At 71.2% G+C, this 24513-nt stretch carries 23 protein-coding genes; 13 read left to right on the top strand and 10 right to left on the bottom strand.

Annotated features, from left to right (window positions below):
• The first annotated feature begins 22 nt into the window (after nucleotides 1-22).
• Nucleotides 23-811, top strand: coding sequence for an aldo/keto reductase (locus OIE53_RS16860; RefSeq protein WP_327022490.1), 789 nt, complete (start codon nucleotides 23-25; stop codon nucleotides 809-811).
• A gap of 28 nt (nucleotides 812-839) precedes the next feature.
• Here the strand turns inward: OIE53_RS16860 and OIE53_RS16855 are convergent, their stop codons facing one another.
• Genes OIE53_RS16855 through OIE53_RS16835 form a run of 5 tightly spaced genes read right to left on the bottom strand, consistent with a single transcriptional unit; the run spans nucleotide 840 to nucleotide 6706 of the window.
• Nucleotides 840-2048, bottom strand: coding sequence for an MFS transporter (locus tag OIE53_RS16855; RefSeq protein WP_327022489.1), 1209 nt, complete (start codon nucleotides 2046-2048; stop codon nucleotides 840-842).
• A complete protein-coding gene (locus OIE53_RS16850; RefSeq protein ID WP_327022488.1) occupies nucleotides 2045-3535 on the bottom strand; it encodes a condensation domain-containing protein in 1491 nt (496 codons plus the stop codon). The genes OIE53_RS16855 and OIE53_RS16850 overlap by 4 nt, the downstream gene beginning before the upstream one ends.
• A complete protein-coding gene (locus OIE53_RS16845; protein WP_327022487.1) occupies nucleotides 3519-5063 on the bottom strand; it encodes an amino acid adenylation domain-containing protein in 1545 nt (514 codons plus the stop codon). Before OIE53_RS16845 ends, OIE53_RS16850 begins: the two co-directional genes overlap by 17 nt.
• Entirely contained in the window at nucleotides 5060-5293 is a 234-nt protein-coding gene (locus OIE53_RS16840; RefSeq protein ID WP_327022486.1) for a phosphopantetheine-binding protein, read from the bottom strand. Before OIE53_RS16840 ends, OIE53_RS16845 begins: the two co-directional genes overlap by 4 nt.
• Before the next feature lie 45 nt (nucleotides 5294-5338).
• Nucleotides 5339-6706, bottom strand: a complete 1368-nt coding sequence (locus OIE53_RS16835; protein WP_327022485.1) for a hypothetical protein — start codon at nucleotides 6704-6706, stop codon at nucleotides 5339-5341.
• Nucleotides 6707-6853: 147 nt separating this feature from the next.
• Between OIE53_RS16835 and OIE53_RS16830 the strand changes: the two genes are divergently transcribed.
• Both OIE53_RS16830 and OIE53_RS16825 read left to right on the top strand, forming a co-directional pair.
• A complete protein-coding gene (locus OIE53_RS16830) occupies nucleotides 6854-7966 on the top strand; it encodes a sensor histidine kinase (RefSeq protein WP_327027249.1) in 1113 nt (370 codons plus the stop codon).
• Nucleotides 7963-8640 carry a response regulator transcription factor gene (locus tag OIE53_RS16825; protein ID WP_327022484.1) on the top strand — a complete coding sequence of 226 codons (678 nt, stop codon included), beginning with the start codon at nucleotides 7963-7965 and terminating at the stop codon, nucleotides 8638-8640. The genes OIE53_RS16830 and OIE53_RS16825 overlap by 4 nt, the downstream gene beginning before the upstream one ends.
• A 63-nt stretch (nucleotides 8641-8703) precedes the next feature.
• On the opposite strand, the gene OIE53_RS16820 is transcribed toward OIE53_RS16825, so the two are convergent.
• Complete coding sequence (locus OIE53_RS16820) at nucleotides 8704-9828, bottom strand: GH12 family glycosyl hydrolase domain-containing protein (protein WP_327022483.1); 1125 nt, start codon at nucleotides 9826-9828, stop codon at nucleotides 8704-8706.
• Nucleotides 9829-10140: 312 nt separating this feature from the next.
• Between OIE53_RS16820 and OIE53_RS16815 the strand changes: the two genes are divergently transcribed.
• Together OIE53_RS16815 and ctaD are read left to right on the top strand one after the other, a co-directional pair.
• The gene (locus OIE53_RS16815) at nucleotides 10141-11247 is read left to right on the top strand and encodes an FAD-dependent monooxygenase (protein WP_327022482.1); all 1107 of its coding nucleotides are present in this window, start codon (nucleotides 10141-10143) and stop codon (nucleotides 11245-11247) included.
• A gap of 114 nt (nucleotides 11248-11361) precedes the next feature.
• Nucleotides 11362-13119 carry an aa3-type cytochrome oxidase subunit I gene (gene ctaD / locus OIE53_RS16810; RefSeq protein ID WP_327022481.1) on the top strand — a complete coding sequence of 586 codons (1758 nt, stop codon included), beginning with the start codon at nucleotides 11362-11364 and terminating at the stop codon, nucleotides 13117-13119.
• Between the two features lie 207 nt (nucleotides 13120-13326).
• Here the strand turns inward: ctaD and OIE53_RS16805 are convergent, their stop codons facing one another.
• The 4 genes from OIE53_RS16805 to OIE53_RS16790 all read right to left on the bottom strand — a co-directional run bounded on the left by OIE53_RS16805 (nucleotide 13327) and on the right by OIE53_RS16790 (nucleotide 19205).
• A complete protein-coding gene (locus OIE53_RS16805) occupies nucleotides 13327-14556 on the bottom strand; it encodes an MFS transporter (RefSeq protein ID WP_327022480.1) in 1230 nt (409 codons plus the stop codon).
• 71 nt (nucleotides 14557-14627) lie between these two features.
• Complete coding sequence (locus tag OIE53_RS16800; RefSeq protein WP_327022479.1) at nucleotides 14628-15209, bottom strand: isochorismatase family protein; 582 nt, start codon at nucleotides 15207-15209, stop codon at nucleotides 14628-14630.
• Between the two features lie 14 nt (nucleotides 15210-15223).
• Entirely contained in the window at nucleotides 15224-16510 is a 1287-nt protein-coding gene (locus OIE53_RS16795) for a nicotinate phosphoribosyltransferase (protein WP_327022478.1), read from the bottom strand.
• Between the two features lie 16 nt (nucleotides 16511-16526).
• Nucleotides 16527-19205, bottom strand: coding sequence for a helix-turn-helix transcriptional regulator (locus OIE53_RS16790; protein ID WP_327022477.1), 2679 nt, complete (start codon nucleotides 19203-19205; stop codon nucleotides 16527-16529).
• A gap of 137 nt (nucleotides 19206-19342) precedes the next feature.
• On the opposite strand from OIE53_RS16790, the gene clpS reads away from it, so the two are divergent.
• From clpS to rdgB, 8 genes are all read left to right on the top strand, one after another.
• The gene (gene clpS / locus OIE53_RS16785; RefSeq protein WP_327022476.1) at nucleotides 19343-19633 is read left to right on the top strand and encodes an ATP-dependent Clp protease adapter ClpS; all 291 of its coding nucleotides are present in this window, start codon (nucleotides 19343-19345) and stop codon (nucleotides 19631-19633) included.
• Between the two features lie 2 nt (nucleotides 19634-19635).
• On the top strand, nucleotides 19636-20130 hold the full coding sequence (locus OIE53_RS16780; RefSeq protein ID WP_327027248.1) for a DUF2017 domain-containing protein: 495 nt from the start codon (nucleotides 19636-19638) through the stop codon (nucleotides 20128-20130).
• Nucleotides 20131-20184: 54 nt separating this feature from the next.
• A complete protein-coding gene (locus tag OIE53_RS16775; protein ID WP_327022475.1) occupies nucleotides 20185-20673 on the top strand; it encodes a M67 family metallopeptidase in 489 nt (162 codons plus the stop codon).
• Nucleotides 20674-20737: 64 nt separating this feature from the next.
• A complete protein-coding gene (locus tag OIE53_RS16770; protein WP_327022473.1) occupies nucleotides 20738-21076 on the top strand; it encodes a MoaD family protein in 339 nt (112 codons plus the stop codon).
• A gap of 11 nt (nucleotides 21077-21087) precedes the next feature.
• Nucleotides 21088-22053: a PLP-dependent cysteine synthase family protein gene (locus OIE53_RS16765; protein WP_327022472.1), complete on the top strand. Its 966-nt coding sequence runs from the start codon at nucleotides 21088-21090 to the stop codon at nucleotides 22051-22053.
• Between the two features lie 268 nt (nucleotides 22054-22321).
• Entirely contained in the window at nucleotides 22322-23068 is a 747-nt protein-coding gene (locus OIE53_RS16760; protein WP_327022471.1) for an MBL fold metallo-hydrolase, read from the top strand.
• A gap of 56 nt (nucleotides 23069-23124) precedes the next feature.
• Nucleotides 23125-23856: a ribonuclease PH gene (gene rph, locus OIE53_RS16755; RefSeq protein ID WP_327022470.1), complete on the top strand. Its 732-nt coding sequence runs from the start codon at nucleotides 23125-23127 to the stop codon at nucleotides 23854-23856.
• A gap of 51 nt (nucleotides 23857-23907) precedes the next feature.
• Nucleotides 23908-24513, top strand: coding sequence for an RdgB/HAM1 family non-canonical purine NTP pyrophosphatase (rdgB, locus tag OIE53_RS16750; protein WP_327022469.1), 606 nt, complete (start codon nucleotides 23908-23910; stop codon nucleotides 24511-24513).

Below are 24513 nucleotides of genomic sequence, written 5' to 3'. Positions count from 1 at the left end.
CGAAGGGGGTACAACGGTCGGTATGGACCAAGCTGACCACCCCACCGCCCTTCTTCCCGGCGATGTCCGGATCCCCCTGCTCGGCTTCGGCACCTGGCAGGCCACCGGCGAAGCCGGGTACAAGGCCGTCCTGGTCGCCCTCGACATCGGCTACCGGCACATCGACACCGCCACCATGTACGGCAACGAGGAGGAGGTCGGCCGGGCCCTGCGGGACAGCGGGCTGCCGCGGGAGGAGGTCTTCCTCACCACCAAACTGCCGCCGGAGCGGGTCGGCCGGGAACGGGAGACCATCGAGCAGAGCCTGCGGGCCCTCGGGGTCGACCAGGTCGACCTGTGGCTGGTGCACTGGCCGCCGAGCGAGCCGGGCGACCTGATCCCGGTCTGGCGGGAGATGCTGGCCGCGCGGGACGCCGGGCTGGCCCGCGCGGTGGGGGTCAGCAACTTCAGCACCGGGCAGATCGACGAGCTGATCCAGGCCACCCAGGAACCCCCGGCGATCAACCAGATCAAGTGGAGCCCGCCGCTGTACGACCGGCAGCGGCACCTCGAACTCCGGGACCGTGGGGTGGTCTTGGAGGGGTACAGCCCCTTCAAGGCCAGCAACCTGTCCGACCCGGTGCTGACCCGCATCGCCGCGGCGCACGAGGTGTCCCCGGCCCAGGTGGTGCTGCGCTGGCACCTGGATCACGAGATCGTGGTCATCCCGAAGTCGGTGACCCCGGAGCGGATCCGCGCCAACGCGGACGTCTTCGGCTTCTCGCTGACCCCCGAGGAGATGCGCGACATCGACGCCCTCGGCAAGGTCTGAACCCTCGGCGGTGGTGGCTCGCGGAGGGCTAACTCCGGTCGCCGCTCGGCTCGGCCGTGCGATGGGGTGCCTGCGGCCCGGTGTCGGCGACCCCGACCGCCTGCGGGGCAGGCCGCACCGCGCCGGCCAGGGCGGCGACCAGCATCGCGAGCACGACCGGCACCAGCATCGCCGTTCCGATGCCGAACAGATGGGAGGTGCCCCCGATGATGGCGGGACCGACCAGCAGACCGACATGCCCGGCGGCCGTGACCGACGCGATCATCCGGCCGCCGTGGCGTCCGGCCGCGCTGTAGCAGGCCGGTGCCACCACGCACATGCCGAGTCCGAACAGGGTGAACCCGGCCAGTGCGGCGGGTAGCGACCGCGCGGTCACCCCGAGCGTGAGCGCGACCCCGGCGAGCAGGGAACCGGCCCGGACCGCCCACACCGCGCCGATGGTGTCGACGATCCGGTCGCCGAACAGGCGGCCGACCGCCATGGCGACACAGAACCCCGCGTATCCCGAGCCGACCAGCGCTGCCGGGGCGGCCAGGGAATCGTGCAGGTAGATGGCGCTCCAGTCGTCGATCGCCGCCTCGGCGATGTAGAAGCAGAACGCCATCGCGCCCAGCAGCAGGGTCACCCGGGGCCCACCGGAACCCGACCGGTCCGCCGCCGGCTCGTCCCCGGTGCCGGCGGTACCGGGCGGGCCGCCGCGCAGGACGACGCCGAGCACCAGACACAGGAGAGTGAGCACGGCGAAGTGCTCGGCCACGGTCGCACCGGCCCCCGCCGCCAGGCCGCCGGTGACCGCGCCGAGCAGTCCGCCGCCGCTGAACAGGGCGTGCATGCCGGACATCACCGATCGGGCCAGCAGCCGCTCCACGCCGGCGGCCATGCTGTTCGCCGCCATGTTGAGTGCGACGGCCGCGACACCGAAGGCCACGAGGAGCCCGCCGAGGGCCACCAGTGACCCGGCGAACGACAACAGGAACATCGACGCCGCGGTCGCGAGCATCGCCAGCCGCGCCACGGGTCCCTCGCCGTAGCGCACGATGGCCGTTCCGGCGGGCTTCGCGAAGGCGACAGCCCCGACAGTGGCGGCGGCCAACGCCAGGCCGAAGGGACCGTCGGTGGCCTCCAGGCCGTGTTTCAGATCCGGCAGCCGGGTCGCGAAGCTGCCCATCAGCATCCCGTTGACGCAGAAGAGCACCGCCGTACGGATTCGGCTCCGACCGGCCTCGGTCGCGGTCATCGACACACCCCCGGCAGCGCGGTGACCGGTGCCGGTTGCCGACCGGCGTACCGGCGGAGGTTGTCGCGGAAGCCGGTCAGCAGGGCGGCGGCCTCGGCGGCACCGATCCAACCCGGCCCGTAGCTGAACACTGCGGTGTCGGTGGTGTCGCTGTAGCCGCTGCCGGCCGGCCAAATCTCGGTCATGGTCCGGTTCGCCAGGGCCGGGTAGGGGCTCCGGACGAATCGGGCCCGTGTCCCGGGTAGCTCGATCCGGGGAGCCGGATTGTTCTGTAGCGCGAAGACATGCTGGTGGATGTGCCGGGCCGAGCCTGCCGCCCGGACCACCTCCTCGAAGTCCAGGTCCTGGCGGGACAGCGCGCTGGCCCAGGCGGTCGCGGTCGCGGTCAGGTCCCCGGCCGGATCGGGAGCGGCCGGCAGCATGATCCGTACCGGCAGCATCTCGACGAAGTTGCCGACCACCAGGTCGAGCCCGGCGGCACCCCGGCGGTTCACCGGCACCACGAAGGAGATGTCCCGCTGGCCGGTGACCGTCCCGACGGCGCGGGCGTAGGCCGCCATGGCTACGGAGACGGCCGGGACCGGGGCCAGGGCGGCGGTGAGTACGGCCGGTTTCTCGGACGCCTCCCGGCCGGTACGGCTGCCGGTGGCCCCGGGGAAACGGAGTTCGGTGGCCCCGGACAGGGCGGCGCGTACCCGGGCACCCTGCCGATCCAGGTCTCCGGCGGCGCGTTGCCGCCGGTAGGACTCGTTCGCCGTCTGGCCGTCCGGGGCCGCCGGCCAGTCGACCGGGCGCCTGTCGAGGCGGGCCCGGTACGCCCGGCCGAGATCGGCGGCGACGACACTCTCGCTGTAGCCGTCGAACGCGACATGATGCGCGACCAGGCCGATGACCGCCCCGGTCGGCGTGCTCACGACCACCGAACGGAAGACCTCACCCGCTGCGGGTCGCAGCGCCACGGTGAGCAGGGGCTGGCACCGCGCCAGCGCCTCGGCGGCGGTCTCCGCGACCATCCGGGCCGGGGCGACCGGCGGACCTGCGGGCACCGCACCACCGCGCAGGGTGTACGCGCACCGCAGCAGTTCGTGACGCTGCTGCACCTCCATGATCGATTCCGCTAGCAGGTCGGCGTGGACCGGGCCGTCGAGGGTCCACAGCAGGATGCAGTTGCCGGCGATGTCGGCCGGGGAGACGAGCTGGCGGAGCAGGCAGCCGCGAGCCAGGGAGGTCAGCGGAATCCCTGCACCGGTCTGGTGGGGCAGCACCGGCACGCCGCCGTTGCGCCAGTGCTCGGCCAGCGCGGTGACCGTCGGGGCCGTCATCACGTCGGCCAGGGAGAGCGTGATCCCGGTCCGGTGCTCCAGTTCGGCGCAGACCCTGAGCAGATCGAGGGAGGTCACCCCCAGCCGGCTCAGCGAGTCCTCCGTTGCCGCCGTGCCGAGCACGGCATCGACGATCCTGCCGACCCGGTCACCTGGCGTCGACATCCGGCCTCCTGGCGGGCGGGAACCCCGTCGTGGTGGCGGCGAGTCGGTCTTGGACGATCTCGACCAGCGCAGGGCGGTCGAGCTTGCCGGACGTGTTCTGGGGCAGCCGGTCGAGCAGGAGGTACCGGTCGGGACACATCGCCTCCGGCAGGGTCTTTGCCACGGCGTCGCGCAGCGCCCTGATCCCGTGCGGGTCCAGCAGTCCGGTCACCGTGGTGACGCATGCGGTCAGGAACTGCGCCCGGCCCACCTCGCCGAGGCACACCCCGGCGTCGGCGACCAGTCCGGTACGACGCAGCACCTCCTCGATCTCCTCCGGCTCGATCCGATAACCGCGCAACTTGAGTTGCTGGTCGAGGCGGCCGAGGTGTTCGAGTGACCCGTCCGGCAGCCACCGGCCGAGGTCGCCGGTCCGGTACGCGGGCGCCCCTTCCCACGACACGAAACGATCGGCCGTCAGCTCCGGCCGGTGCAGGTAGCCCAGGCCCACCGTCTCGCCGGTGATCCAGAGCTCTCCGGTCTCCCCGGGCGGCGACGCGTTGCCGTCGGGGCCGACCACGACGACCCCGGCCTTCGGCAGTGGGTGGCCGATCGGTGACCGGATCCCGGACCGCAGATCGGCCTCGGTGATCTCCTTCATGGTGGCGAAGACCGTCGTCTCGGTCGGGCCGTACATGTTCACCACGACCGGTTCCGGGCCGCCCACGATCCGCCGCAGTTCGGCCACCAGGTCCAGCCGAATCGCCTCCCCGACCGAGAACAGGTACCGCAGGTTCAGCGGTGCCGTTTCCGGTCCGGTGCAGCCGCGTCGGGCGAGCGCCGGGAGCAGATACTGAAGTGCCGACGGGACCTGCGACACGACGGTCACGGCGCGGTCGGCCAGCAGCCGGGCGAAGACCGCCGGGTTGCGCAGCGCCGGGGTCGGCACCAGCACGGCGGTAGCGCCGGTGGCCAGCGCTCCCCACAGTTCCCAGACCGAGGCGTCGAAGGCCAGCGAGTGGAAGACCGTCCAGCGGTCCTCCGGGGTCAGGTCGAACAACGGCACCGTCTCGTCGAGGAACGCCGTGACATTGTGCTGGGTGATCAGGCAACCCTTGGGCTGACCGGTGGAGCCGGAGGTGTAGGCGAGATAGGCCAGGTCGGCGGGCAGCGGATCGAGGCGGGGGACTGCCTGCCCGGTGACCGTCGGCGGGTCCGTATCGCCGGAGCTGTCGACTACCAGGCCGATCCCGGCGTCCGTGCGGATGAACTCGATCCGGTCGGCCGGACAGGACGGATCCAGGGCGACGTAGGCGGCCCCGGTCCGCAGCACCCCGAGGATCGCCGCGACGGTCTGGGCATTGCGGCCCACCCGGATGCCGACCAGGTGGCCGGCCCCGGCCCCGGCGGCTTCGAGGTCACCGGCGATCGAGTCACCGGCCTGGCGTAGCTGCCCGTACGTCATGGTCCCGGCGGAGTCCACCACTGCCGTTCTGTCCGGGTGCCGACGGGCGACCTCGTCGAAGCGGTCGGCGAGGGAGCCGGTCACCGACTCGCCTCCAGATCGACCTCGAGAGCCGCGGCCAGCGCCGCCGGAGTGCGGTGGTCGAATACCTGCTCGGGCCCGAAGTGCAGCCCGGCCTCCTCGGCCTGGATGACCATCTCGATGAGCAGCAGCGAGTATCCGCCGTTGTCGAAGAAGTCGTCGTCGGGACCGATGGGAGTGGCGAGCAGGCGACTCCAGATCTGGCAGAGCAGGGTGACGTTCGCCGATGTCATGGCAATCCTCCAAAAGACTGTTCCGCACAGTGGTCGCGCGATGGTCTACAGCGGTGTCGCGCCGGTCAGGGCGGCCATCCGGGCGACCGGGACGGGCCCGGTCGCGGCGGCGAGCAGCAGCCGTTCGATGCCGCGCAGCAGCCGTGCACTTCCGGTCGCGGAGAACAGGTGTGAGTCCGTCACGAGCAGCAGGTCGTACGCGCTGCCGGCCGAGGTGATCCGGAGGTAGAACCGCATGTCGTTGTCGTCGAGCCCGTCGAGCCGGGTGAGCACGCCGCCGGCCTCGGCCGACCGGCCCCGGGGCAACGGCGGCTCGACCGCCCGCCCGTCCGGCTGCATGGTCCGGGCGTCGTTGAAGTAGGCGCTGAGGTCGAAGGTGGTGTCCGCAGCCGCCTCGATGCGGGCCCGGAGGCGATCGAACTCGTCCGGCGGATAGCGCGAGTGGCAGCACGCGATGGTCGCCGACCGGTACGCCAGCCGTACGGTCTCGTCGAAGTCGGTGTCGCCCAGCGGCACCACCGCGAGCGCGTCCTGCGCCATCGCGGCGGCGAGCGAGCGGTATCGCGGGGTGAACCGGTTGGAGGTGATGATCTTTATCGGCACCTGCCGGTCGGCGCAGGAGGCGGCGAGGGCTGCGGCGGTGGCCGCCAGGAAGACGGCCGCGGTCGAGGTTCCACATCGGTCGGCGATGGTCCGCGCGGCGGAGACGATCGTGGTCGACCGCAGGGTGTGCGCGTGGAAGCGCGGCAGGTCGGCCTCGCCGACCAGGGTGGCGAACAGCGACGGCCGTACCGACCGAAGGCACTTCTCCAGGTACGCCCGGGTGCTGGACCTGATCCCGACGGCCTCGTGCCGGGCGTGCTCGATCGGCCCGTACCGTTCCGGTCGCAGCCGGTGCCGGCCGTCCAGGCAGTGCAGCAGGTCGGCGAGCAGCCGATCGGTCGCCCAGCCGTCCAGCGCGACATGCGAGGCCACGAACGCCACCCCGATCACCGCGTGCCGCTCGACCAGCAGGCAGAACCGGACCGGCCATTCCCCGGCCAGGTCGATCCGGCCGGTGGCCAACTCGGCCGTCGTGCGTACCGCGACGCGGTGGGCCTGTGAGCGGCGGACCGGGACGACGGTGACCCGGTGCGTTCCGTCGGTGGCTACCTGCTGGCGGGGACCGTCCGCACCGGTCACGAACCGGGTCCGCAACACCTGCCGGCGCTCGACGAGCACTCGGATCGCCTTCACGGCGCGGGCCAGCGGCACCGGGCGGGACAACAGCCGCCAGCGCGGCAGGTTGAACCGCTCGGCCGCGCCGCCGAAGCGCTCCACCGCACGCCACATGTTGGCCTGACCCCAGGTCAGGTCCACGTTCCCGCCGACACAGCCGCGGAACGGGACCGCGATCGTCGTCGTATCACCCATCGGTCACCCCTGCCCTCCTCGGGACTCTTCGACGCTATGGCGGTGATCGATCGCCGTCGTCCCGTCGGGGTGGTATGTCCGACTACCCCCATGGGGGTAGTGACCCATCGATGCCCGTCGCCCGGCCGCTATCGTCTGGCCGTGCGGATGCTCCTTCGTTCCGTCCCGGTGGACGTGCTGCTGGCGGTGACGCTCACCGGCCTGACGGTCGCGACGATGCTCGGGCAGCGCGACGACGCACCGCACTGGGCGGCGGTCGTGCTGGCGGCACTCACGGTCGCGCCGATCGCGCTGCGCCAGCGCGCCCCCGTACTCACCACGGTCGTGATCCTGACCGCCCTCATCGGGTTGAGCCTGTTCCGCTACGACGACTTCCCCAACGGCGGGCTCGGGATACTGATCGGGATGTTCACGGTCGCCACCCTGCGTCCGCGGCGGGTCGCGGGCCTGGTGTTCCTGGCGGCGGTGGCGGTCACCGCGTTCGTCTACTGTGTGCACTTCACCGCGCCGGTCTACTGGTCACAGGTGGCACAGGTGACGCTCGTCGTGCTCGGGGCGTGGGCACTCGGTGAGAGCACGAAGATGTGGTCCCGACGGGCCGAGCGGCTGGCCGCCCAGGCGGCCCAGGCCGCGTCCGACGAACGGATGCGTATCGCCCGGGAGATGCACGACATCGTCTCGCACCACATGTCGGTCGTCTCACTCCAGGCGGGACTGGCCGAATGTGTTGTCCGCACGGATCCGGACACCGCGCACACCGCGATCGCCACGGCCGGTGAGGCGAGCCGTCAGGCCCTGTCCGAACTGCGCCGCCTGCTCGACGTGCTCCGGCTCGAACCCGAATCCGGCCCCGAAGACCGTTCCCAGCCCGGCCTGGCGCAACTGGAGGAGTTGGTCACCGGCGCCCGCAGTGCCGGCCTGCCGGTCGACCTCTCGGTGGCAGGACGCGTGTTCCCGCTGCCTCCGGGGCCCGACCTCTGCGCCTACCGGGTGGTGCAGGAGTCGCTGACGAACGTCCTCAAGCACGCCGGTCCGGCCATCGCGAAGGTCGACCTCGAATACGGAACGCGGGCACTCACCGTCCGGATCAGCGACAACGGGACCCGGGACGACCGGCCCCGGCAACCCTCGTCGAGGTCCCACGGAATCCAGGGCATGCGCGAGCGCGCCGAGCTGTACGGAGGTGTCCTCACCGCCGGACACGCCGAGGGCGGCGGCTTCACCGTCCTGTTGCGTCTCCCCGTCGGGGCGCCCCGGTGAGCGAGCCGATCCGGGTGGTCGTCGCCGACGACCAGGCCCTGATCCGGGCCGGACTGGTGTCGCTGCTCCAGCTGACACCGGGAACGGAGGTCGTGGGGGAGGCGGCCGACGGCGCCGAGGCCGTGGCGCTGGCCGCCCAGACCCGGCCGGATGTCGTACTGATGGACATTCGCATGCCGGTCCTCGACGGGATCGCCGCCACCCGGCGAATCCTCGACGGGGTCGGGGAGCACCTGCCCCGGGTCGTCGTGCTCACCACCTTCGACCTCGACGAGTACGTCTACACGGCGCTGCGGGCGGGGGCGTCCGGATTCCTGCTGAAGGACATGCCACCGCAGCGGATCATCGCGGCCGTGCACACCATCGCCGGGGGTGACATCCTGGTAGCGCCGCAGATCACCCGACGGCTGATCGAGGCCTACGCCAGCCGGCAACGGGCGGCCGGCATCGGCGGGAAGCGCCTGCGTGAGCTGACCGCCCGGGAGACCGAGGTCCTGCGGCTGGTCGGTAGCGGCCGGAACAACACCGAGATCGCCGATCATCTGGTGCTCAGCGAGGCGACCGTGAAGACCCACGTCAAGCGGCTGATGGCGAAACTGGGCCTGAACAGCCGGGCGCAGGCGGTGGTGGTGGCCTACGAGAGCGGACTGTGCGTGCCGTCGGCCCAGTGTTGAGGCCCCCTGCCCCGGTCTGTGGCCCCGGGGTGTGGCGGATGCCGCACCCCGGGGGCGGATCGGTCAGGAGCGCGAGCAGGCGGTGCCGTTGAGGGTGAAGCTGGTGGGGTTGGCGTACGCCCCGTTCAGGGTGCCCTGGTAGCCGAAGCTGGCCGTACCGCCGGGGGCGATCGTGCCGTTGTGACCGACATTGCGGGCGGTCACCGACGAACCGCTCTGGCTCACGGTGGCGTTCCAGGAGTTGGTCACCTGCTGACCGGACGGCAGCGAGTACGCCAGGGTCCAGCCGTTGAGGGTGCTCGACCCGGTGTTGGTGATCTGCACGTCGGCGGTGAAGCCGTTGTTCCACGAGTTGGCCGTGTACTTCACCGCGCACGCGCCACCACCGGAGGGCGGGGGAGTGGTGGTGGGCGGCGGGTTGTTGTTGCCGCCTCCGTTGACCGCTGCGGAGAAGTTGGTCACCGCCAGCCCGGCGCCGCCCTGCCAGGGCTCGAAACCGGCCTGGATGCTGGTCAGGTACCAGGAGTTGGTGATCGCGCCCCGGTTACGGGTGTCGTTGATGAAGGCCAGCAGGTTGAGGTTCGCGCTGCTGATCGCCGAGGGGGAGACGTACGAGATGACGTTGTTGCCGCCGTTGTTGCCCCGCCAGACCTCCCAGTTGCGCCCGTCGATGTTGGCGTTGCCGACCGGGGAGCCGATGGGCTGGATGGAGCCCTGCCGGTTGAGCCAGATCATGATCTCCATCTGGTTCACCCCGTCCCGCTTGGGCGAGGGGTCCAACCAGATGTCGTACGAGGCGTTGTAGATGGCGTTGCTCACGTACCGGTAGTTGATGCTGCTGGTCGCACTGCTGATCTGGCTGACCTGGATCGGCAGGTTGGTGCCGGGGGAGCAGTTGGTGTAGTGGCAGCCGAGGAAGACCGAGGGGTACGCCGTCGGGGCCCCGTTGGTCGGGTTGCTGCCGTTCTGGGTGGTGATCTCGAAGCCGTTGCTGGTGACGTTGATGCACTGCTGGGCGGTGGTGCCCCACTTGTTGTTCTGCACCACGTAGCGGTTCTGGATCACGGTGCTGCCGTACTGCTCGCAGATGACCGTGTCGGCGGCGGCGGTGCCGCCGAGAGCCACGGCGACGACCGCGCTCGCGGCGAGCAGGCCGGTGGCCATCAGGGCTCGCAGGGTACGTCTCATGGATGCTCCTTGCGTTGCGGCGTCGCGCGGACGCCGGGACGGGAGGTGCGGACGAGCGGTCGGGAGCGTGGACGGTGGTGGGGGTCCGGGAGCGCTCCCACATTCATCGTCACATTTACATCCTTCGAGCTGATGGTGCAACTGGCGAGGGGAAATGCGGCAGAAGGTGAGGTGTGTCACCGCCCGCACGGGTGGCCGACGGCGATCGGCGGGCATCGGGGGTGACCGGATTGCCTCTGGCGTGCACCGATTGCGCCGAGTAGTGTCTTGCCTCCGACGCGTTCCGAACCCCCTCCGGAGGCGTACACCCCCATGCGTGGCTCCCCCCTGCGCATCCTCGTCGTCGGTGCGGGCATCGCCGGCCTTTCCGTGGCCCGGGCCCTGCGCCTGGCGGGCTTCCGCCCGGATGTCACCGACAGAGCGGCGCCGAATGACCTCGACGACGCCGGTCTCTACCTCCCCGGCAACGCCGCCCGGGCGCTGCGACGACTGGACCTCGACGGGCCGGTCCGCCCTTTCGGACAGGTCATCCACCGGCAACACTTCCTGGACTCGGCCGGGCTGCCGCTCTGCGAGGTGGACCTCGACGCCCTCTGGGCCGGGGTCGGCGAGTGCCGCGCCCTGTCCCGCGCCGACCTGCACCGGGTGCTGCTCAGCGGAGCCGGCGGTGCGGTCCGGCACGGCGCCGAGGTCAGCGGCATCGAGCTGCTGCCGGCCGGCGTCGGGGTCACCTTCGTCGACGGCACCCGGACGGAGTACGACCTGGTGATCGGCGCGGACGGACCCCGTTCCTCGATCCGCTCCCTGGCCGCCCTCGGCGGCCCGCCCCGCCCCGCCGGTCAGGTGGTGTACCGCAGCATCGTGCGCCACGGGCCGGTGGTCGAGGAGTGGACCGCCCTGCTCGGGCAGCGCAGTGGCTTCCTGGTGGTGCCGATCGGGGCCGGCCGGCTGTACTGCTACGCCGACGAGGCCGGCACGGAACTGCCCAGGGACCCCCGGGCGCGGCTGGTGGAACTGTTCGGGGACTACGGCGGGCCGGTGCCGGAGGTGCTCGAGGCCCTGGACCGGGTGCAGGCCACCACCACCGACGAGGTCGAACTCGGGCGCTGGTACCGGGGGCGGGTGCTGCTGGTGGGTGACGCCGCCCACGCCACCGCCCCGACCCTGTCCCAGGGGGCGGCGATGGCCCTGGAGGACGCGGTGGTGCTCGCCGAGTCACTGCGGGCCGCGTCGAGCGTGGATGCGGCACTGACCGCGTACGAGAGTCGTCGCCGGCCGCGTACCCGATGGGTGCGGGACCGTACCCGGGACCGCAACCGGACCCGGGACGTGCCGCCCGCACTGCGCGACCCGTTGCTGCGCGGTCGCGGTGATCGCATCTTCGGCGAGCATTACCGGCTGCTACTCGGCCCCCTGTGATCCACGGTCGGTAACCCCGCGCGGCGCTCTCACCTGCCGGGGACTATCCTCCTTGCGGATGACGGCCGCCCCGACAGCGTGCCGAGCGGGACAACCCAGAACCGGAGGCCACTCGTGACCACCGTCGCACCCAAGCCGGTCGTGACCCGGCCCTGGCCGGTCCGGGAGCCGGTCAAGGGGTCGGCCATCGCGCGGATGCTGCGGACCACGGACGCGAAGCAAATCGGGATCATGTACATGGTCACCGCGTTCGTGTTCTTCATGATCGGTGGTCTGATGGCCCTGATCATGCGGGCCGAGTTGGCCCGGCCCGGGCTGCAGTTCCTGTCGCCCGAGCAGTACAACCAGCTGTTCACCATGCACGGCACGATCATGCTGCTGTTCTTCGCGACGCCGATCGTGTTCGCGTTCGGCAACTACATCGTGCCGATCCAGATCGGCGCGCCGGACGTGTCGTTCCCGCGGCTGAACAGCTTCGCGTACTGGCTGTACCTGTTCGGTGGCACCCTGGCCACCGCCGGATTCCTCACCCCGGGTGGTGCGGCCGACTTCGGCTGGACCGCGTACACCCCGCTGAGCACCACCGAGCACGCCCCTGGTGTCGGCGGGAACATGTGGGTGATGGGTCTGGCCATCTCCGGTCTGGGCACCATCCTCGGCGCGGTCAACCTGATCACCACCATCCTGACCCTGCGCGCACCGGGCATGACCATGTTCCGGATGCCGATCTTCACCTGGAACATGCTGGTCACCAGCCTCCTGGTGATCCTGGTCTTCCCGCTGCTGGCCGCCGCGCTGTTCGCCCTGGCCGCCGACCGTCTGCTCGGGGCGCAGGTCTACAGCCCGGACACCGGCGGGCCGATGCTGTGGCAGCACCTGTTCTGGTTCTTCGGGCACCCCGAGGTCTACATCATCGCGCTGCCGTTCTTCGGCATCATCAGCGAGATCATCCCGGTCTTCTCCCGCAAGCCGATCTTCGGCTACAAGGGCCTGGTCGCCGCGACCATCGCCATCGCCGGTCTGTCGATGAGCGTGTGGGCGCACCACATGTTCGCCACCGGCCAGGTGCTGCTGCCGTTCTTCAGCTTCCTGAGCTACCTGATCGCCGTGCCTACCGGTATGAAGTTCTTCAACTGGATCGGCACCATGTGGCGCGGCCAGATCAGCTTCGAGTCGCCGATGCTGTTCTCCATCGGCTTCCTGGTCACCTTCCTCTTCGGTGGTCTGACCGGTGTGCTGCTGGCCGCCCCGCCGCTGGACTTCCACCTGCACGACTCGTACTTCGTGGTGGCGCACTTCCACTACGTGCTGTTCGGCACGATCGTGTTCGCGGTCTTCGCCGGCATCTACTTCTGGTTCCCGAAGATGTTCGGCCGGATGCTCGACGAGCGGCTCGCCAAGATTCACTTCTGGCTGACCATGATCGGTTTCCACACCACCTTCCTGGTGCAGCACTGGCTGGGCAACGAGGGCATGCCCCGGCGTTACGCCGACTACCAGGCCATCGATGGCTGGACGACGCTGAACATGATCTCCACGATCGGCGCGTTCATCACCGGTATCTCCACCCTGCCCTTCCTCTGGAACTGCTGGAAGGCCTACAAGGCCGGTCCGGTGGTGGAGGTCGACGACCCCTGGGGTCACGGCAACTCGCTGGAGTGGGCAACCAGCTCCCCGCCCCCGCTGCGCAACTTCGACCGGATGCCCCGGATCCGCTCCGAGCGCCCGGCCTTCGATGCGAAGTTCCCCGAGCTGGCGGCCGGCCAGAGCATCGCCGGCCCGCCTGAGGGTGGCTCCAAGCCGCTGACCCGGGAGTCCGACGGTGGCGCCAGCTACACCGAGGACGTCTCCAGCGACATCGACCGCCGCTGACCCACTCCGTACGCCGAACGACGGGCGCCGCCCCCACCAGGGGCCGGCGCCCGTCGCCTTTCCGTGCCCGCCTTTCCGTGCCCGCCTTTCCGTGCCCGTCGCCTCCCCGACCTTCTCTCCTCCGTGCGTGGTGGGGCTCGCGTCTGGGATCAGCACTGCGTCAGCTGGAGGCGAGGCGAGGCGACGGGAGGCCGGGCGGGCAGGCTTTCAGGCGGACGTGGAGGCGGGGGTGGGGGTTGGGGTGGGGTCGGCGTTGGGGAGGGGGGCTTTGTCGGCGCGGCGACGGCGTAGTTCGATGGGTAGGACTGCCAGGGCCACCAGGGCACCGATCGCGCCGATCAGGGCGAAGCCCCACGCCGGAGCGGTGGCGTCGATGACCGCGCCGGCCAGGGGGGCGCCGACGGCAGTGCCGATGGTGACCGCGGAGCCGTGCAGGCCCATCGCTTCGCCGCGGACGCTCGCCGGGGCCAGTCGGCTGACCGCGTCGGAGGTGGAGGCGATGGTCGGGGCGCAGACCAGGCCGGCGGGGATCAGGGCCAGCCCTAGCAGCCACCAGTGTGATCCGCCCAGGCCGACCGGGATGGTGAGCAGGCCCAGGGCGCCGATCAGGACGACCGGGGGGATCAAGCGGCGGGCCGCGCCGTAGGCGAAGCCGCCCACCAGCGAGGCGATCGCCCAGACCGCGAGCACCAGGCCGGTGAAGGCGGTGTCGTCGTTCTCCCGCAGGGTGGCGATGACGGCCACATCGCTGCCGCCCAGGACCAGGGTGGCTGCGGCGCTCACCGCGAACACGGCGACCAGCCGGGAGGTGAGCCACTGTCGGCGGGCCAGTCTGGGCTGGGGTCCGCTGGCCACCTCGCTGGCGCTGCGTACCGGGGGGTTGAGCAGCCACAGCAGCACACCGGAGGCGACGATGCCGGCACCGACCACGTAGAGGGTGAGCCGGGCCGAGATGGTGGTGACGCCGACCGTGGCCAGTGCCGGGCCGATCATGAAGGACAGTTCGACCGACATCGAGTCCAGGGCGTACGCCGGGCGTCGCTTCTCCAGCGGCACCAGGGCGGCGATGGACTGCCGGATCACCGAGAAGATCGGCAACGCCAGCAGGCCGGCCAGGAAGGCGGCCGGCAGCAACAGGGCGTACGAGAGCAGCGGCGCGCTGAACCAGAAGATCGCCTCGGCCACCACGGTGAGCACCAGTACGGGACGCAACCCACCGCGGTCCACCAGTCGGCCCAGCAGGGGAGCCCCGATCGCGGCACCGACCGTGATCGCTCCGCCGACCAGCCCGGCCGCACCGTAGCCGCGCCCCAGATCCTGCACGACGTAGAACGTCAGCGTGATCCCGGTAGCGGTCAACGGCACCCGGGCCAGGATCGCCACCAGCAGCAGCGACCGTAGACCGGGCAGGGCCAGGGCCTCCCGGTAAGGCTTCATGTTCACGTCGGTCCGTACCTCCGCCGGACATCCTCAGCCCGGGCGGGGGCGACCGCCAAACGATTAAGCCCTCATGCGGTCCCGATCACAGCGGTGCCTTCCAGGGTGATCCCGGCCCCCTCGAACGCCCGCAGCGCGACATCCAGGGTGTCCGGGGCCACGGCTGCGGTCAGGTCCAGCAGCACGGTGGTGGCGAAGCCCTCCCGGGCGGCGTCCAGGGCGGTGGCGCGTACGCAGTGGTCGGTGGCGATGCCGACCACGTCGACCCGGTCGACGTCATGCCGGCGCAGCCAGTCGGTCAGGGTCTCGCCGTCCTCGGCCTGGCCCTCGAAGCCGGAGTACGCGGCGGCGTACTCGCCCTTGTGAAAGATCGCCTCCACCCGATCGGTGGCCAGTTCGGGGTGGAACTCCGAGCCCGGGGTGCCGACCACGCAGTGCCGTGGCCAGGTGCTCACGAAGTCCGGCGGATCGCCGAAGTGCGTGCCGGGGTCGACGTGGTAATCCTTCGTCGCCACGACGTGATCCCACCGGTCCGGCTCGGCGGCCAGCAGTCGGGAGATCCCGGCGGCCACCCCCGCGCCACCGGCGACGGCCAGCGAACCGCCCTCACAGAAGTCCTTCTGCACGTCCACGATGATCAGGGCATTGGGCACGGAATCGCTCCTCATCACTGGGCCGGTACGACGGTGACCGGGATGGCGGGATCGCCTGCGGAGAGCTTCAGACCCTCCCACGGGATGGAGATCAGGCACTGCCGCAGGTGTTCCCGCGACTCGTCGAGGGTCGGCAGGGTCACCGTCTGGCCGCCGGTCACGTACGACCGTTGCAGCAACCGGTCGTGGGGCTGCCGGTCCGGCACCCCCTGCGGGACGATGATCTCCTCGGTGGCGGTGCCGGTCGGCTTGTGTCGGCGGACGGCGACCTTGCGCCCACCGATGGTGGCCTTCTGCTCGGATCGCTTGACCACCGGGCGTCCCTCGACCTCGACCAGCTTGTAGACCAGGCCGGCGGTCGGGGCTCCGGAGCCGGTCACCACGGAGGTGCCGGCGCCGTACATGTCGACCGGCTCGGCGGCCAGCGCCGCGATGGCGTACTCGTCTAGGTCACCGGAAACGATGATCTTGGTCTCGGTGGCGCCCAGGGAGTCCAGCAGCTCCCGGGACTGCTGGGCGATCACCGCCAGGTCACCGGAGTCGATCCGGACCGCCCGCAGCTGCGACCCGGCCACCTCGATCGCGTTGCGGATGCCCTGGCTGATGTCGTACGTGTCGACCAGCAGGGTGGTCTGACTGCCCAGCGTGGCGACCTGCGAGGCGAAGGCCGCCCGCTCGTCGTCGTGCAGCAGGGTGAAGGCGTGCGCGGCGGTGCCGGCGGTGGGGATGCCGTACCGCTGCCCGGCGGCCAGGTTGGAGGTGAACTGGAACCCGACCAGGTACGCCGAGCGGGCCGCCGCCACCGCGGCCTCCTCGTGGGCCCGCCGGGACCCCATCTCGATCAACGTCCGGCCCCGGGCCGCGGTCACCATCCGGGCCGCGGCGGCGGCCACCGCACAGTCGTAATTGAGCACCGACAACACCACCGTCTCCAGCACCACACACTCCGCGAAGGTGCCCGAGACGGTGAGGATGGGCGACCCGGGGAAGAACAGCTCGCCCTCGGCGTACCCGTCGATGTCGCCGGTGAACCGGTAGTCCGCCAGCCAGGCGGCGGCCTGCTCGTCCACCACCCCGGTACGCCGCAGGAAGTCGATCTCGGCCGGGTCGAAGCGGAACTCGCGGATCAGGTCGATCAGCCGGGCGGTGCCGGCGACCACCCCGTACCGGCGTCCGCTGGGCAACCGGCGGCTGAACACCTCGAACACGCACTGGCGGTGCGCGGTGCCGTCCCGTAGGGCGGCACTGACCATGGTCAGCTCGTAGTGGTCGGTCAACAACGCGGGACGAAGGGTGTGCACGACCTCAGCCTAGAGTTCAGCTGCTCGTCGTGCCGCCACGGCCCGGGATCGCCCGCAGGGCCGCCTTCAGCTCCGCCCGACCGGTCAGCCCGAGCTTGCCGTACACCCGTTGCAGGTGGTTCTCCACCGTCCGGGCGGACAGGAAGAGTCGCTCGGCGATGGCCCTGCTGGTCTCCCCCTCCGCCGCCAGCCGGGCCACCTCCCACTCCCGTTCGCTGAGCGCCGGGGTGGCCGCCCGCAGGGCCGGGGTCTGCACGGTGTCGCAGCAGCCGAGCAGGAAGGCCAGTCGCTCACCGGCCATGCCGATCTCCGGGGAGCGCCGCTGCCGCAGCAGGTGTACGGCGCCGGCGGCGGCCTCCGCACCCAGCAGGGCCAAGCCCCGGTCCAGGAAGCTGTCGGCCACCGAGAGCAGTTGCTCGGGTGAGCCCTCCACGGCGGCCCGGGCATGCCGGGCCAGCAGCGGGGGAAGGTCCCCGTCGATGCGCTCCGACAGCTCCGTCAACCGCTGGGCGACCGTACGCCGGTTGGCGTCGGAGCAGGTCGGCCCGGTCGCCGCCGGGGCCGCGCCGAGCCGCACCAGGTCGTGCAGGGCCAGGGCCTCGTGTCCGGCGAAACCGTCCGCGCGTAACCGGTCGACCAGCCCGTGCAGGTGGGCGACCGCACCGGGCAGGTCACCCGTGGCGGCCAGGGTGGCCGCCCGGGCCTGCTCCAGCCAGGGGTACAGCACCGCCATGCCGGGGGCGTGGGTGCGGTCGGCCTCGGCCATCGCCTCGACCGCCTGTCGGGCGTCGCCGCGCAGGGCGGCGGCCTGCGCCCGCTCGGCCTGGGCCAGTCCGGCGTAGACCCGGCTGGTCGCCAGGATCGCGCAGGCGCCCAGGGCGGCCCGCAGGGCGGTCTCGCTGCGCCCCCGCAGCCGTGCCGCGTACGCCCGCAGGATCGCCAGGTAGCCGCTGCCGAGCCGGAAGTCGCCCGCGTCGGCCAGGTCGGCGAACTCGTCCGCCACCAGCCGGTCGATGCCGGCCAGATCGCCGGAGAGGGCCAGCCGGGTGCCCCGGGCCAGCTCCACGGCCAGTTGCAGGTACGGCATGTCGGCCCGCCAACTGGCCGCCTTCGCCTGGACCAGGTCAACCGTGGTGGCGCTGCGGCACAGTTGGCCCTGCACGGCCTGGAGGTGGGCGATGGTGCACCGGGCCAGTTCCCGGGCGGCCGTGCCGGCCGCAGGTCGGTCCAGCACCCCCTGGGCGAGCCGCCGGGCGACCGGGGCCTCCAGCCGGTGCAGGCGCATGATGGCCTCGAAGGAGTGGATCCGGGCCTTGGCGGCGAGGTCGGTCAGACGGGCCCCGCGCCGGGCGATCTCCTCCACGGTGGACTCCTGGCTGAGCCCCCAGTAGCTGACCATGCCCCGGGCGGTCAGCCAGCGGCTGAGTCGCTCCTCGTCCTCCTCCTCGGGGGCCGCCGCGTCGAGCACCCCGAGGGCCTCGGCCGGCCGGTCGGCGAACATCAGGATGGTGGCCAGCAGTTCGGCCGCGTGGAAACCCCCGTCGGCCGCCAGCGCCGCGCGGGCCAGCCGGGTGGCCAGCGGTACGTCGTACCGGGCGAACGCCTGCTCGGCGGCGTTGACCAGCATCGACGGGTCCTGGGCGGTGCCGGAGTCCAGCCGCCACACGGCCACCCGGAGCAGATCCTCCCGGCGTCGTTTGCCGGCCCCCTCCAGCAGGGCGGCCAGTTCCGCGTGCAACCGGCGGGTCCGGCTGACCGGGCACTGTCGGCGTACCACCTCGCCGTAGAGCGGGTGAGCCAGTCGGACGTCCAGCCGCCGGTCGGACCGGACCATGGTGATCAGGCCGCGTTCCTCGGCGGTCTCCACGGCGGTGTGGTCGGCGGCCGTGTCGAGCAACCGCAGCCCCAGCGGCTCCCCGAAGGCGACCAACTCGACCACGGCCCGGACCTCGGGACTCAGCCGACCGATCCGGACGTCGATCAGATCGGTGAGGCTGGGTGCCAGCTCCAGGCGTCCGGTCCAGGTCCAGATGCCGTACCGGGGGGTTAGTTCCCCGCTGCCCTGGGCGGCGTGCACCAGTTCGCGCAGCAGCAGCGGGTTTCCGGCGCTGAGCCGGCCCAGCCGGTCCGCCGAGCCGTCGTCGACCGGGCCACCGAGGATGGCGGCTAGCAGCCCGGCGGTCTCGGTCGGCGCCAGTGGGCTCAGCTCGGCGTGCTCCACCAGGCCGTCGGTCCACAGTGCCCGGATCGGCACCGGGATCTGTTCACCGTCGCGCAGGGTGCCCACCACGCAGGCGTTCTCGGCGCGGGCCACCAGGTGCACCAGGGCGGCCGAGGGTGGATCCAACAGGTGGGCGTCGTCGACCGCGAGCACGATCCGCCGGCCGGTGGCCTCCTGCTGCAACGTCTCCACCGCCCAGCGCAGGATCCCGGCCGGTGGCAGCCCCGAGGGCTGCTCGACGGCGAGGATCTGCACCAGGCCACCGAAGGGGATGGCCGCGGTGGTGGCGCCGGCCGCGATCCACCAGACCGCGTACTCCTGCGCGGGCAGGGCGTGCACCCCCTCCCGCAGCAGCCGACTCTTGCCGATCCCGGCGCTGCCGGTGAAGAACACTCCCCGCGCCGGTGTACCGGTCACCGCGGCCCGTAGGCGGTCGAGTTCCATCGTGCGGCCCACGAACCTCCAGGGAGTCATCCGCGCAGCATATCGACGTGCCTGCTTTCCGGCCGGTGGCCGCAAAGGGCGAGGTCGGGGTGTCCGGGCGGGCCGTTGAAGCTCCCTCCGGCGTTCCGGTTCCTCGGTTGCGCCGATCCGGTGGCACGATGGGGGGCATGGCGGCTCCGCAGGTTGCACCGGTCGAGACCCCGGACACCGATGAGGTGCCGGCTTCGGACCGGCCGTGGGTGACGATCGTGTGGGACGACCCGGTCAATCTGATGAGCTATGTGACCTGGGTGTTCCAGAAGCTTTTCGGCTACAGCCGGGAGAAGGCCGAGCAACTCATGCTGGACGTGCATCACAAGGGCAAGGCCGTGGTCTCCAGCGGCGCCCGGGAACGTATGGAACATGACGCCTCGCAGTTGCACGCCTACGGGCTCTGGGCGACGGTGGAGCGGTCGTGAGCATGTTCCGCCGCCGGGGGGACCGGTACGTCGCCACCTTCGCCGTCGACGAGGTACGGGTGCTGCGCAAGGTCGCCTCCGAGGTGGTCGGCCTGCTCACGGACGGGTTCGACCACGCCGATCCGGTGGTCTGTCGGCTTTTCCCCGATGTGTACCCGGATGACGCCGCCGGGACCGCGGAGTTCCGCCGCTACACCGAGGGGGACCTGAAGACCGCGAAGATCGACCAGGCCGGGGCGATCCTGGCCGCCCTGCCCGGCGAGGGGGGCGGCGAGGTACGCCTGGACGCTGAGGCGGCCGAGGCCTGGCTGCGGGCCCTCAACGACGCCCGGCTGGCGATGGGGGTACGGCTGGAGATCAAGGACGGCACGGACCTGGGTGCCGAGCTGGACGACGCGGTGGCCGAGGATCCCTCCTCCAGCCGGGTGTTCCAGCTTTCGGTCTACGCCTACCTGGGCTATCTCCAGGAATCCCTGCTCAACGCCTTGATCGAGTGACTGTGACCAGCGCCGCCTCGCATAGCGTCAGAGACGGGCGCTAGGCTTGGCGGCGTGCTGAGCATCGACCGGTCGATCGTTGACGCGATCGTCGCCCACGCTCGTCGGGATCACCCCGACGAGGCCTGTGGCGTGGTCGCCGGTCCGGTCGGCAGCGACACGCCGACCCGGCACATCCCGATGGAGAACGCCGCCCGCTCGATGACCTTCTACGAGTTCGACTCGATGGAGCAGCTGCGGGTCTGGCGGGAGATGGACGATCGGGACGAGGAGCCCGTCGTCATCTACCACTCGCACACCGCCACGGAGGCGTACCCCTCGCGGACGGACATCGCCTTCGCGGGTGAGCCGGGCGCTCACTACCTGCTCGTCTCCACCCGGGAACCGGACGCCGAGGAGATCCGCTCCTTCCGCATCGTGGACGGGGTGGTGACCGAGGAGCCGGTGCGGATTCTCGACGCCGGGGTGGATCCGCACGCCGTGCAGTCCTACATGTTCGGGCAGAGCCCGGCGACGGTCGACTACGAGTGTTCGGGCAACTGATCCCAGCCCCGCACACCCTTTTCCGGCACGTCACCGCGCACACCTGATCAAGGAGTAAGACATCATGGCCATCGAGGTTCGCATCCCCACCATCCTGCGCAGCTACACCGGCGGCGCGAAGGTCGTCGAGGGCAGCGGAGACACCCTGAGTGACCTGCTCGCCGACCTGGACTCCCGGCACGCCGGGCTGCGGGGGCGGCTGGTCACCGAGGCGGGTGCCCTGCACCGCTTCGTCAACGTCTACGTCAACGACGAGGACGTACGCTTCCTCGGCGCCCTGGACGCCAAGCTCTCCGACGGCGACAGCGTGACCATCCTGCCGGCCGTGGCCGGCGGCGCGTTCGGCTTCGCCGCCGCCGCGGCGATCGCGCAGCACAGCCGTACCTCCGTCACCGCCCGCTGAGGCTAGCGGCGATGGCGCGGTACGACAGCCTGCTGGACGCCTGCGGCGGCACACCCCTGGTGGGCCTGCCCCGACTGTCGCCGACGGTGCCCGAGGGGGCGCCGCCGGTGCGGCTGTGGGCCAAGCTGGAGGACCGCAACCCGACCGGTAGCGTCAAGGACCGGGCGGCGCTGTTCATGGTCCGGGCCGCCGAGGAGGCCGGCCGGCTCCGTCCGGGCGACACCATCCTGGAACCGACCAGCGGCAACACCGGCATCTCCCTGGCCATGGTGGCCAAGCTGCGCGGTTACCGGCTGGTCTGTGTGATGCCGGAGAACGTCTCCACCGAGCGGATCCAGTTGCTCCGGATGTACGGCGCGGAGATCATCTTCTCCCCGGCGGCCGGCGGCTCGAACCAGGCGGTGGCCACCGCCAAGCAGATCTCCACGGAGCACCCGGACTGGGTGATGCTCTACCAGTACGGCAACGAGGCCAACGCGCGGGCCCACTACGAGACGACCGGCCCGGAGCTGCTGCGCGACCTGCCGACGATCACCCACTTCGTGGCCGGACTGGGCACCACCGGCACCCTGATGGGGACCGGGCGTTACCTGCGGGAGAAGGTCGAGGGCATCCAGATCGTGGCCGCCGAGCCGCGGTACGGGGAGCTGGTCTACGGCCTGCGCAACATCGACGAGGGGTACGTCCCGGAGCTCTACGACGCCACCGTGCTCAACCGACGGTTCTCGGTGGGTACCCGGGACGCCGTGCTGCGGACCCGGCAGCTGGTCGAGGTCGAGGGGTTGTTCGTCGGCTTCTCCACCGGCGCGGTGCTGCACGCGGCGTTGGCCGTGGCGCACGAGGCGGTCCGCGACGGTCGCCGCGCCGATGTGGCCTTCGTGGTCAGTGACGGCGGCTGGAAGTACCTCAGCACCGGGGCCTACGGCGGCACCCTGGCCGATGCCGAGGAGGCCCTGGAGGGGCAGCTCTGGGCCTGACCCGGAGCGGTCGATGACGGACCCGAGGGCCATCGGCGACACGCCGGTGGCCCTCGCCGCGTCGGCCCTAGCTGACTGGCCACTCAGCCAACCCGGACTCGATCGGACGGCCCGAGCGGGTGTCACGTTGATGACAACTTCGAGCGGATCATTCTTGCCCTCGCATCAGCGGGCGTAGGCTGCGCAGCGTGGCGTACGCGTCGGTTGTGATCACCACCGGAGCGGTGGCCCGGAGAATCACCACCTACCGTGACAGCGAGACAACTCGATGCGACTGACCGTCCTGGGCTGTGCGGGCAGCTTCCCCGGACCCGAGTCCCCCTGTTCGGCCTATCTGATCGAGGCCGAGGACTTCCGGCTTCTGATCGATTTCGGCCCGGGCTCGCTGTCCACCCTGCAGCGTTACGCCGGGCTGCACGCCCCCGACGCGATCCTGCTGTCCCACCTGCACTGCGATCACATCCTCGACGCCGCCTCCTACGTGGTGGTCCGCCGGTACGCCCCGGACGGCCCCTACCCGCCGTTGCCGGTGTACGCCCCGGCCGGTGCCCCGGAGCGGCTGGCCGCCGCCTACGGGCAGGGGGACAGCGCGGTGGAGGACGTCTACCAGTTCTACGCCCTGGAACCCGGCACCTTCCCGATCGGCCCCTTCACGGTCACGGTCGACCGGGTGCAGCACCCCATCGAGACCTACGGGGTACGGCTGGAGCACGAGGGCAAGGTGCTGTGCTACTCCGGGGACACCGCCCCCTGCGAGACCCTGGTGCGGCTGGCCCAGAACGCGGACGCCTTCCTCTGCGAGGCCAGCTACCTGGACGGGGTGGACAACCCACCGGATCTGCACCTCACCGGCCGGGAGGCCGGCGAGGCGGCGGCCAAGGCGGGGGTCGGGCGGCTGCTGCTGACCCATCTGGTGGCCGCCTGGGGCAGCGAGGCACACACCGTGGCCGCCGCCGCCGGGGCCTACTCCGGGCCGCTGGAAGTGGTCCGCCCGGGCGCCACGTACGACATCTGAGCCGTCGGGCGGGCACCCGGGGACGCTTCGATCACGACACCGCATAGGGTGCAGGGATGGCGCGACCTGATGGGCGGCAGCCCGACCAACTCCGTCCGGTGACCCTCACCCGAGGCTGGAGTACCCACCCCGAGGGATCGGTGCTGGTGGAGTTCGGTGCCACCCGGGTGCTCTGCACGGCCAGCGTCACCGAGGGGGTGCCCCGCTGGCGGCGCGGTTCCGGGCTGGGCTGGGTCACCGCGGAGTACGCGATGCTGCCCCGGGCCACCAACACCCGCTCGGACCGGGAGAGCATCAAGGGCAAGGTCGGTGGGCGCACCCACGAGATCTCCCGACTGATCGGTCGCAGTCTGCGGGCGGCCATCGACCTCAAGGCCCTCGGCGAGAACTCCATCGTGCTCGACTGCGACGTGCTCCAGGCCGACGGGGGTACCCGGACCGCCGCGATCACCGGGGCGTACGTGGCCCTGCACGACGCGGTCAGTTGGCTGGCCGCGCGCAAGGCCCTGACCGGCACCCCGGAGAAGGTGATGCACCGGTCGGTGGCCGCGATCAGTGTCGGGATCATCGGCGGCGAGCCCCGGCTGGATCTGTGCTACGAGGAGGATGTGGCCGCCGAGGTCGACATGAACGTGGTCTGCACCGGCACCGGGGACTTCGTCGAGGTGCAGGGCACCGGTGAGGCCGGTGTGTTCGCCCGAGACCAGTTGGACGCCCTGCTAGACCTGGCCGTCCTCGGCTGCCTGGACCTGGCCGAAGCCCAGCGGAAGGCTCTGTCCCTCCTGTGAAGCGCGAGGAGTGAGCTTGCGAGCCCCGCAGTCGCGAACGAAAGGTGACTCATGAACAAGGTGCTGCTCGCCACCCGGAACCGTAAGAAGCTCATCGAGTTGCAGCGCATCCTCGACGGTGCCCTGGGTGCCCACCGGATCGCCCTGATCGGGCTGGACGACGTCGAGGCGTACCCGGAGTTGCCGGAGACCGGGCTGACCTTCGGGGAGAACGCGCTGATCAAGGCGAGGGAGGGGTGCCGCCGTACCGGCCTGCCGACGATCGCGGACGACTCCGGGCTGGCGGTGGATGCCCTCAACGGGATGCCGGGGGTGTTCAGCGCCCGCTGGGCCGGTCGGCACGGCAACGACGAGGCCAACCTGCAACTGGTGCTGGACCAGGTAGCCGACGTGCCGGACGAGCACCGGGGGGCCTCCTTCGTGTGCACGGTGGCCCTGGTGCTGCCCGGTGGCAAGGAGCATCTGGTGGACGGCCGGCAGCAGGGTCGGCTGCTGCGCGCCCCGCGCGGCGACGGTGGCTTCGGCTACGACCCGATCTTCCTGGGCGACGGCCAGGACCGCACCAACGCCGAGCTGACCCCGCAGGAGAAGGACGCCATCAGCCACCGTGGCAAGGCCCTGCGCGAGCTGGCCGCCCTGGTAGCCAAGGTCCTCTGA

It is taken from the genome of Micromonospora sp. NBC_01739 (assembly GCF_035920385.1).
Classification (GTDB): domain Bacteria; phylum Actinomycetota; class Actinomycetes; order Mycobacteriales; family Micromonosporaceae; genus Micromonospora.
The sequence above is the reverse complement of the archived record's forward strand: the minus strand, read 5'-3'. Positions and strand labels throughout refer to the sequence as shown.

Excerpts from the sequence above, each read along its gene's own strand:
- OIE53_RS16860 (WP_327022490.1), top strand. The coding sequence starts at position 23 with ATGGACCAAGCTGACCACCCCACCGCCCTTCTTCCCGGCGATGTCCGG.
- OIE53_RS16855 (WP_327022489.1), bottom strand. The coding sequence starts at position 2,048 with ATGACCGCGACCGAGGCCGGTCGGAGCCGAATCCGTACGGCGGTGCTC.
- OIE53_RS16850 (WP_327022488.1), bottom strand. The coding sequence starts at position 3,535 with ATGTCGACGCCAGGTGACCGGGTCGGCAGGATCGTCGATGCCGTGCTC.
- OIE53_RS16840 (WP_327022486.1), bottom strand. The coding sequence starts at position 5,293 with ATGACATCGGCGAACGTCACCCTGCTCTGCCAGATCTGGAGTCGCCTG.
- OIE53_RS16835 (WP_327022485.1), bottom strand. The coding sequence starts at position 6,706 with ATGGGTGATACGACGACGATCGCGGTCCCGTTCCGCGGCTGTGTCGGC.
- OIE53_RS16830 (WP_327027249.1), top strand. The coding sequence starts at position 6,854 with ATGCTCCTTCGTTCCGTCCCGGTGGACGTGCTGCTGGCGGTGACGCTC.
- OIE53_RS16820 (WP_327022483.1), bottom strand. The coding sequence starts at position 9,828 with ATGAGACGTACCCTGCGAGCCCTGATGGCCACCGGCCTGCTCGCCGCG.
- OIE53_RS16815 (WP_327022482.1), top strand. The coding sequence starts at position 10,141 with ATGCGTGGCTCCCCCCTGCGCATCCTCGTCGTCGGTGCGGGCATCGCC.
- OIE53_RS16805 (WP_327022480.1), bottom strand. The coding sequence starts at position 14,556 with ATGAAGCCTTACCGGGAGGCCCTGGCCCTGCCCGGTCTACGGTCGCTG.
- OIE53_RS16790 (WP_327022477.1), bottom strand. The coding sequence starts at position 19,205 with ATGACTCCCTGGAGGTTCGTGGGCCGCACGATGGAACTCGACCGCCTA.
- clpS (WP_327022476.1), top strand. The coding sequence starts at position 19,343 with ATGGCGGCTCCGCAGGTTGCACCGGTCGAGACCCCGGACACCGATGAG.
- OIE53_RS16780 (WP_327027248.1), top strand. The coding sequence starts at position 19,636 with ATGTTCCGCCGCCGGGGGGACCGGTACGTCGCCACCTTCGCCGTCGAC.
- OIE53_RS16770 (WP_327022473.1), top strand. The coding sequence starts at position 20,738 with ATGGCCATCGAGGTTCGCATCCCCACCATCCTGCGCAGCTACACCGGC.
- OIE53_RS16765 (WP_327022472.1), top strand. The coding sequence starts at position 21,088 with ATGGCGCGGTACGACAGCCTGCTGGACGCCTGCGGCGGCACACCCCTG.
- OIE53_RS16760 (WP_327022471.1), top strand. The coding sequence starts at position 22,322 with ATGCGACTGACCGTCCTGGGCTGTGCGGGCAGCTTCCCCGGACCCGAG.
- rph (WP_327022470.1), top strand. The coding sequence starts at position 23,125 with ATGGCGCGACCTGATGGGCGGCAGCCCGACCAACTCCGTCCGGTGACC.
- rdgB (WP_327022469.1), top strand. The coding sequence starts at position 23,908 with ATGAACAAGGTGCTGCTCGCCACCCGGAACCGTAAGAAGCTCATCGAG.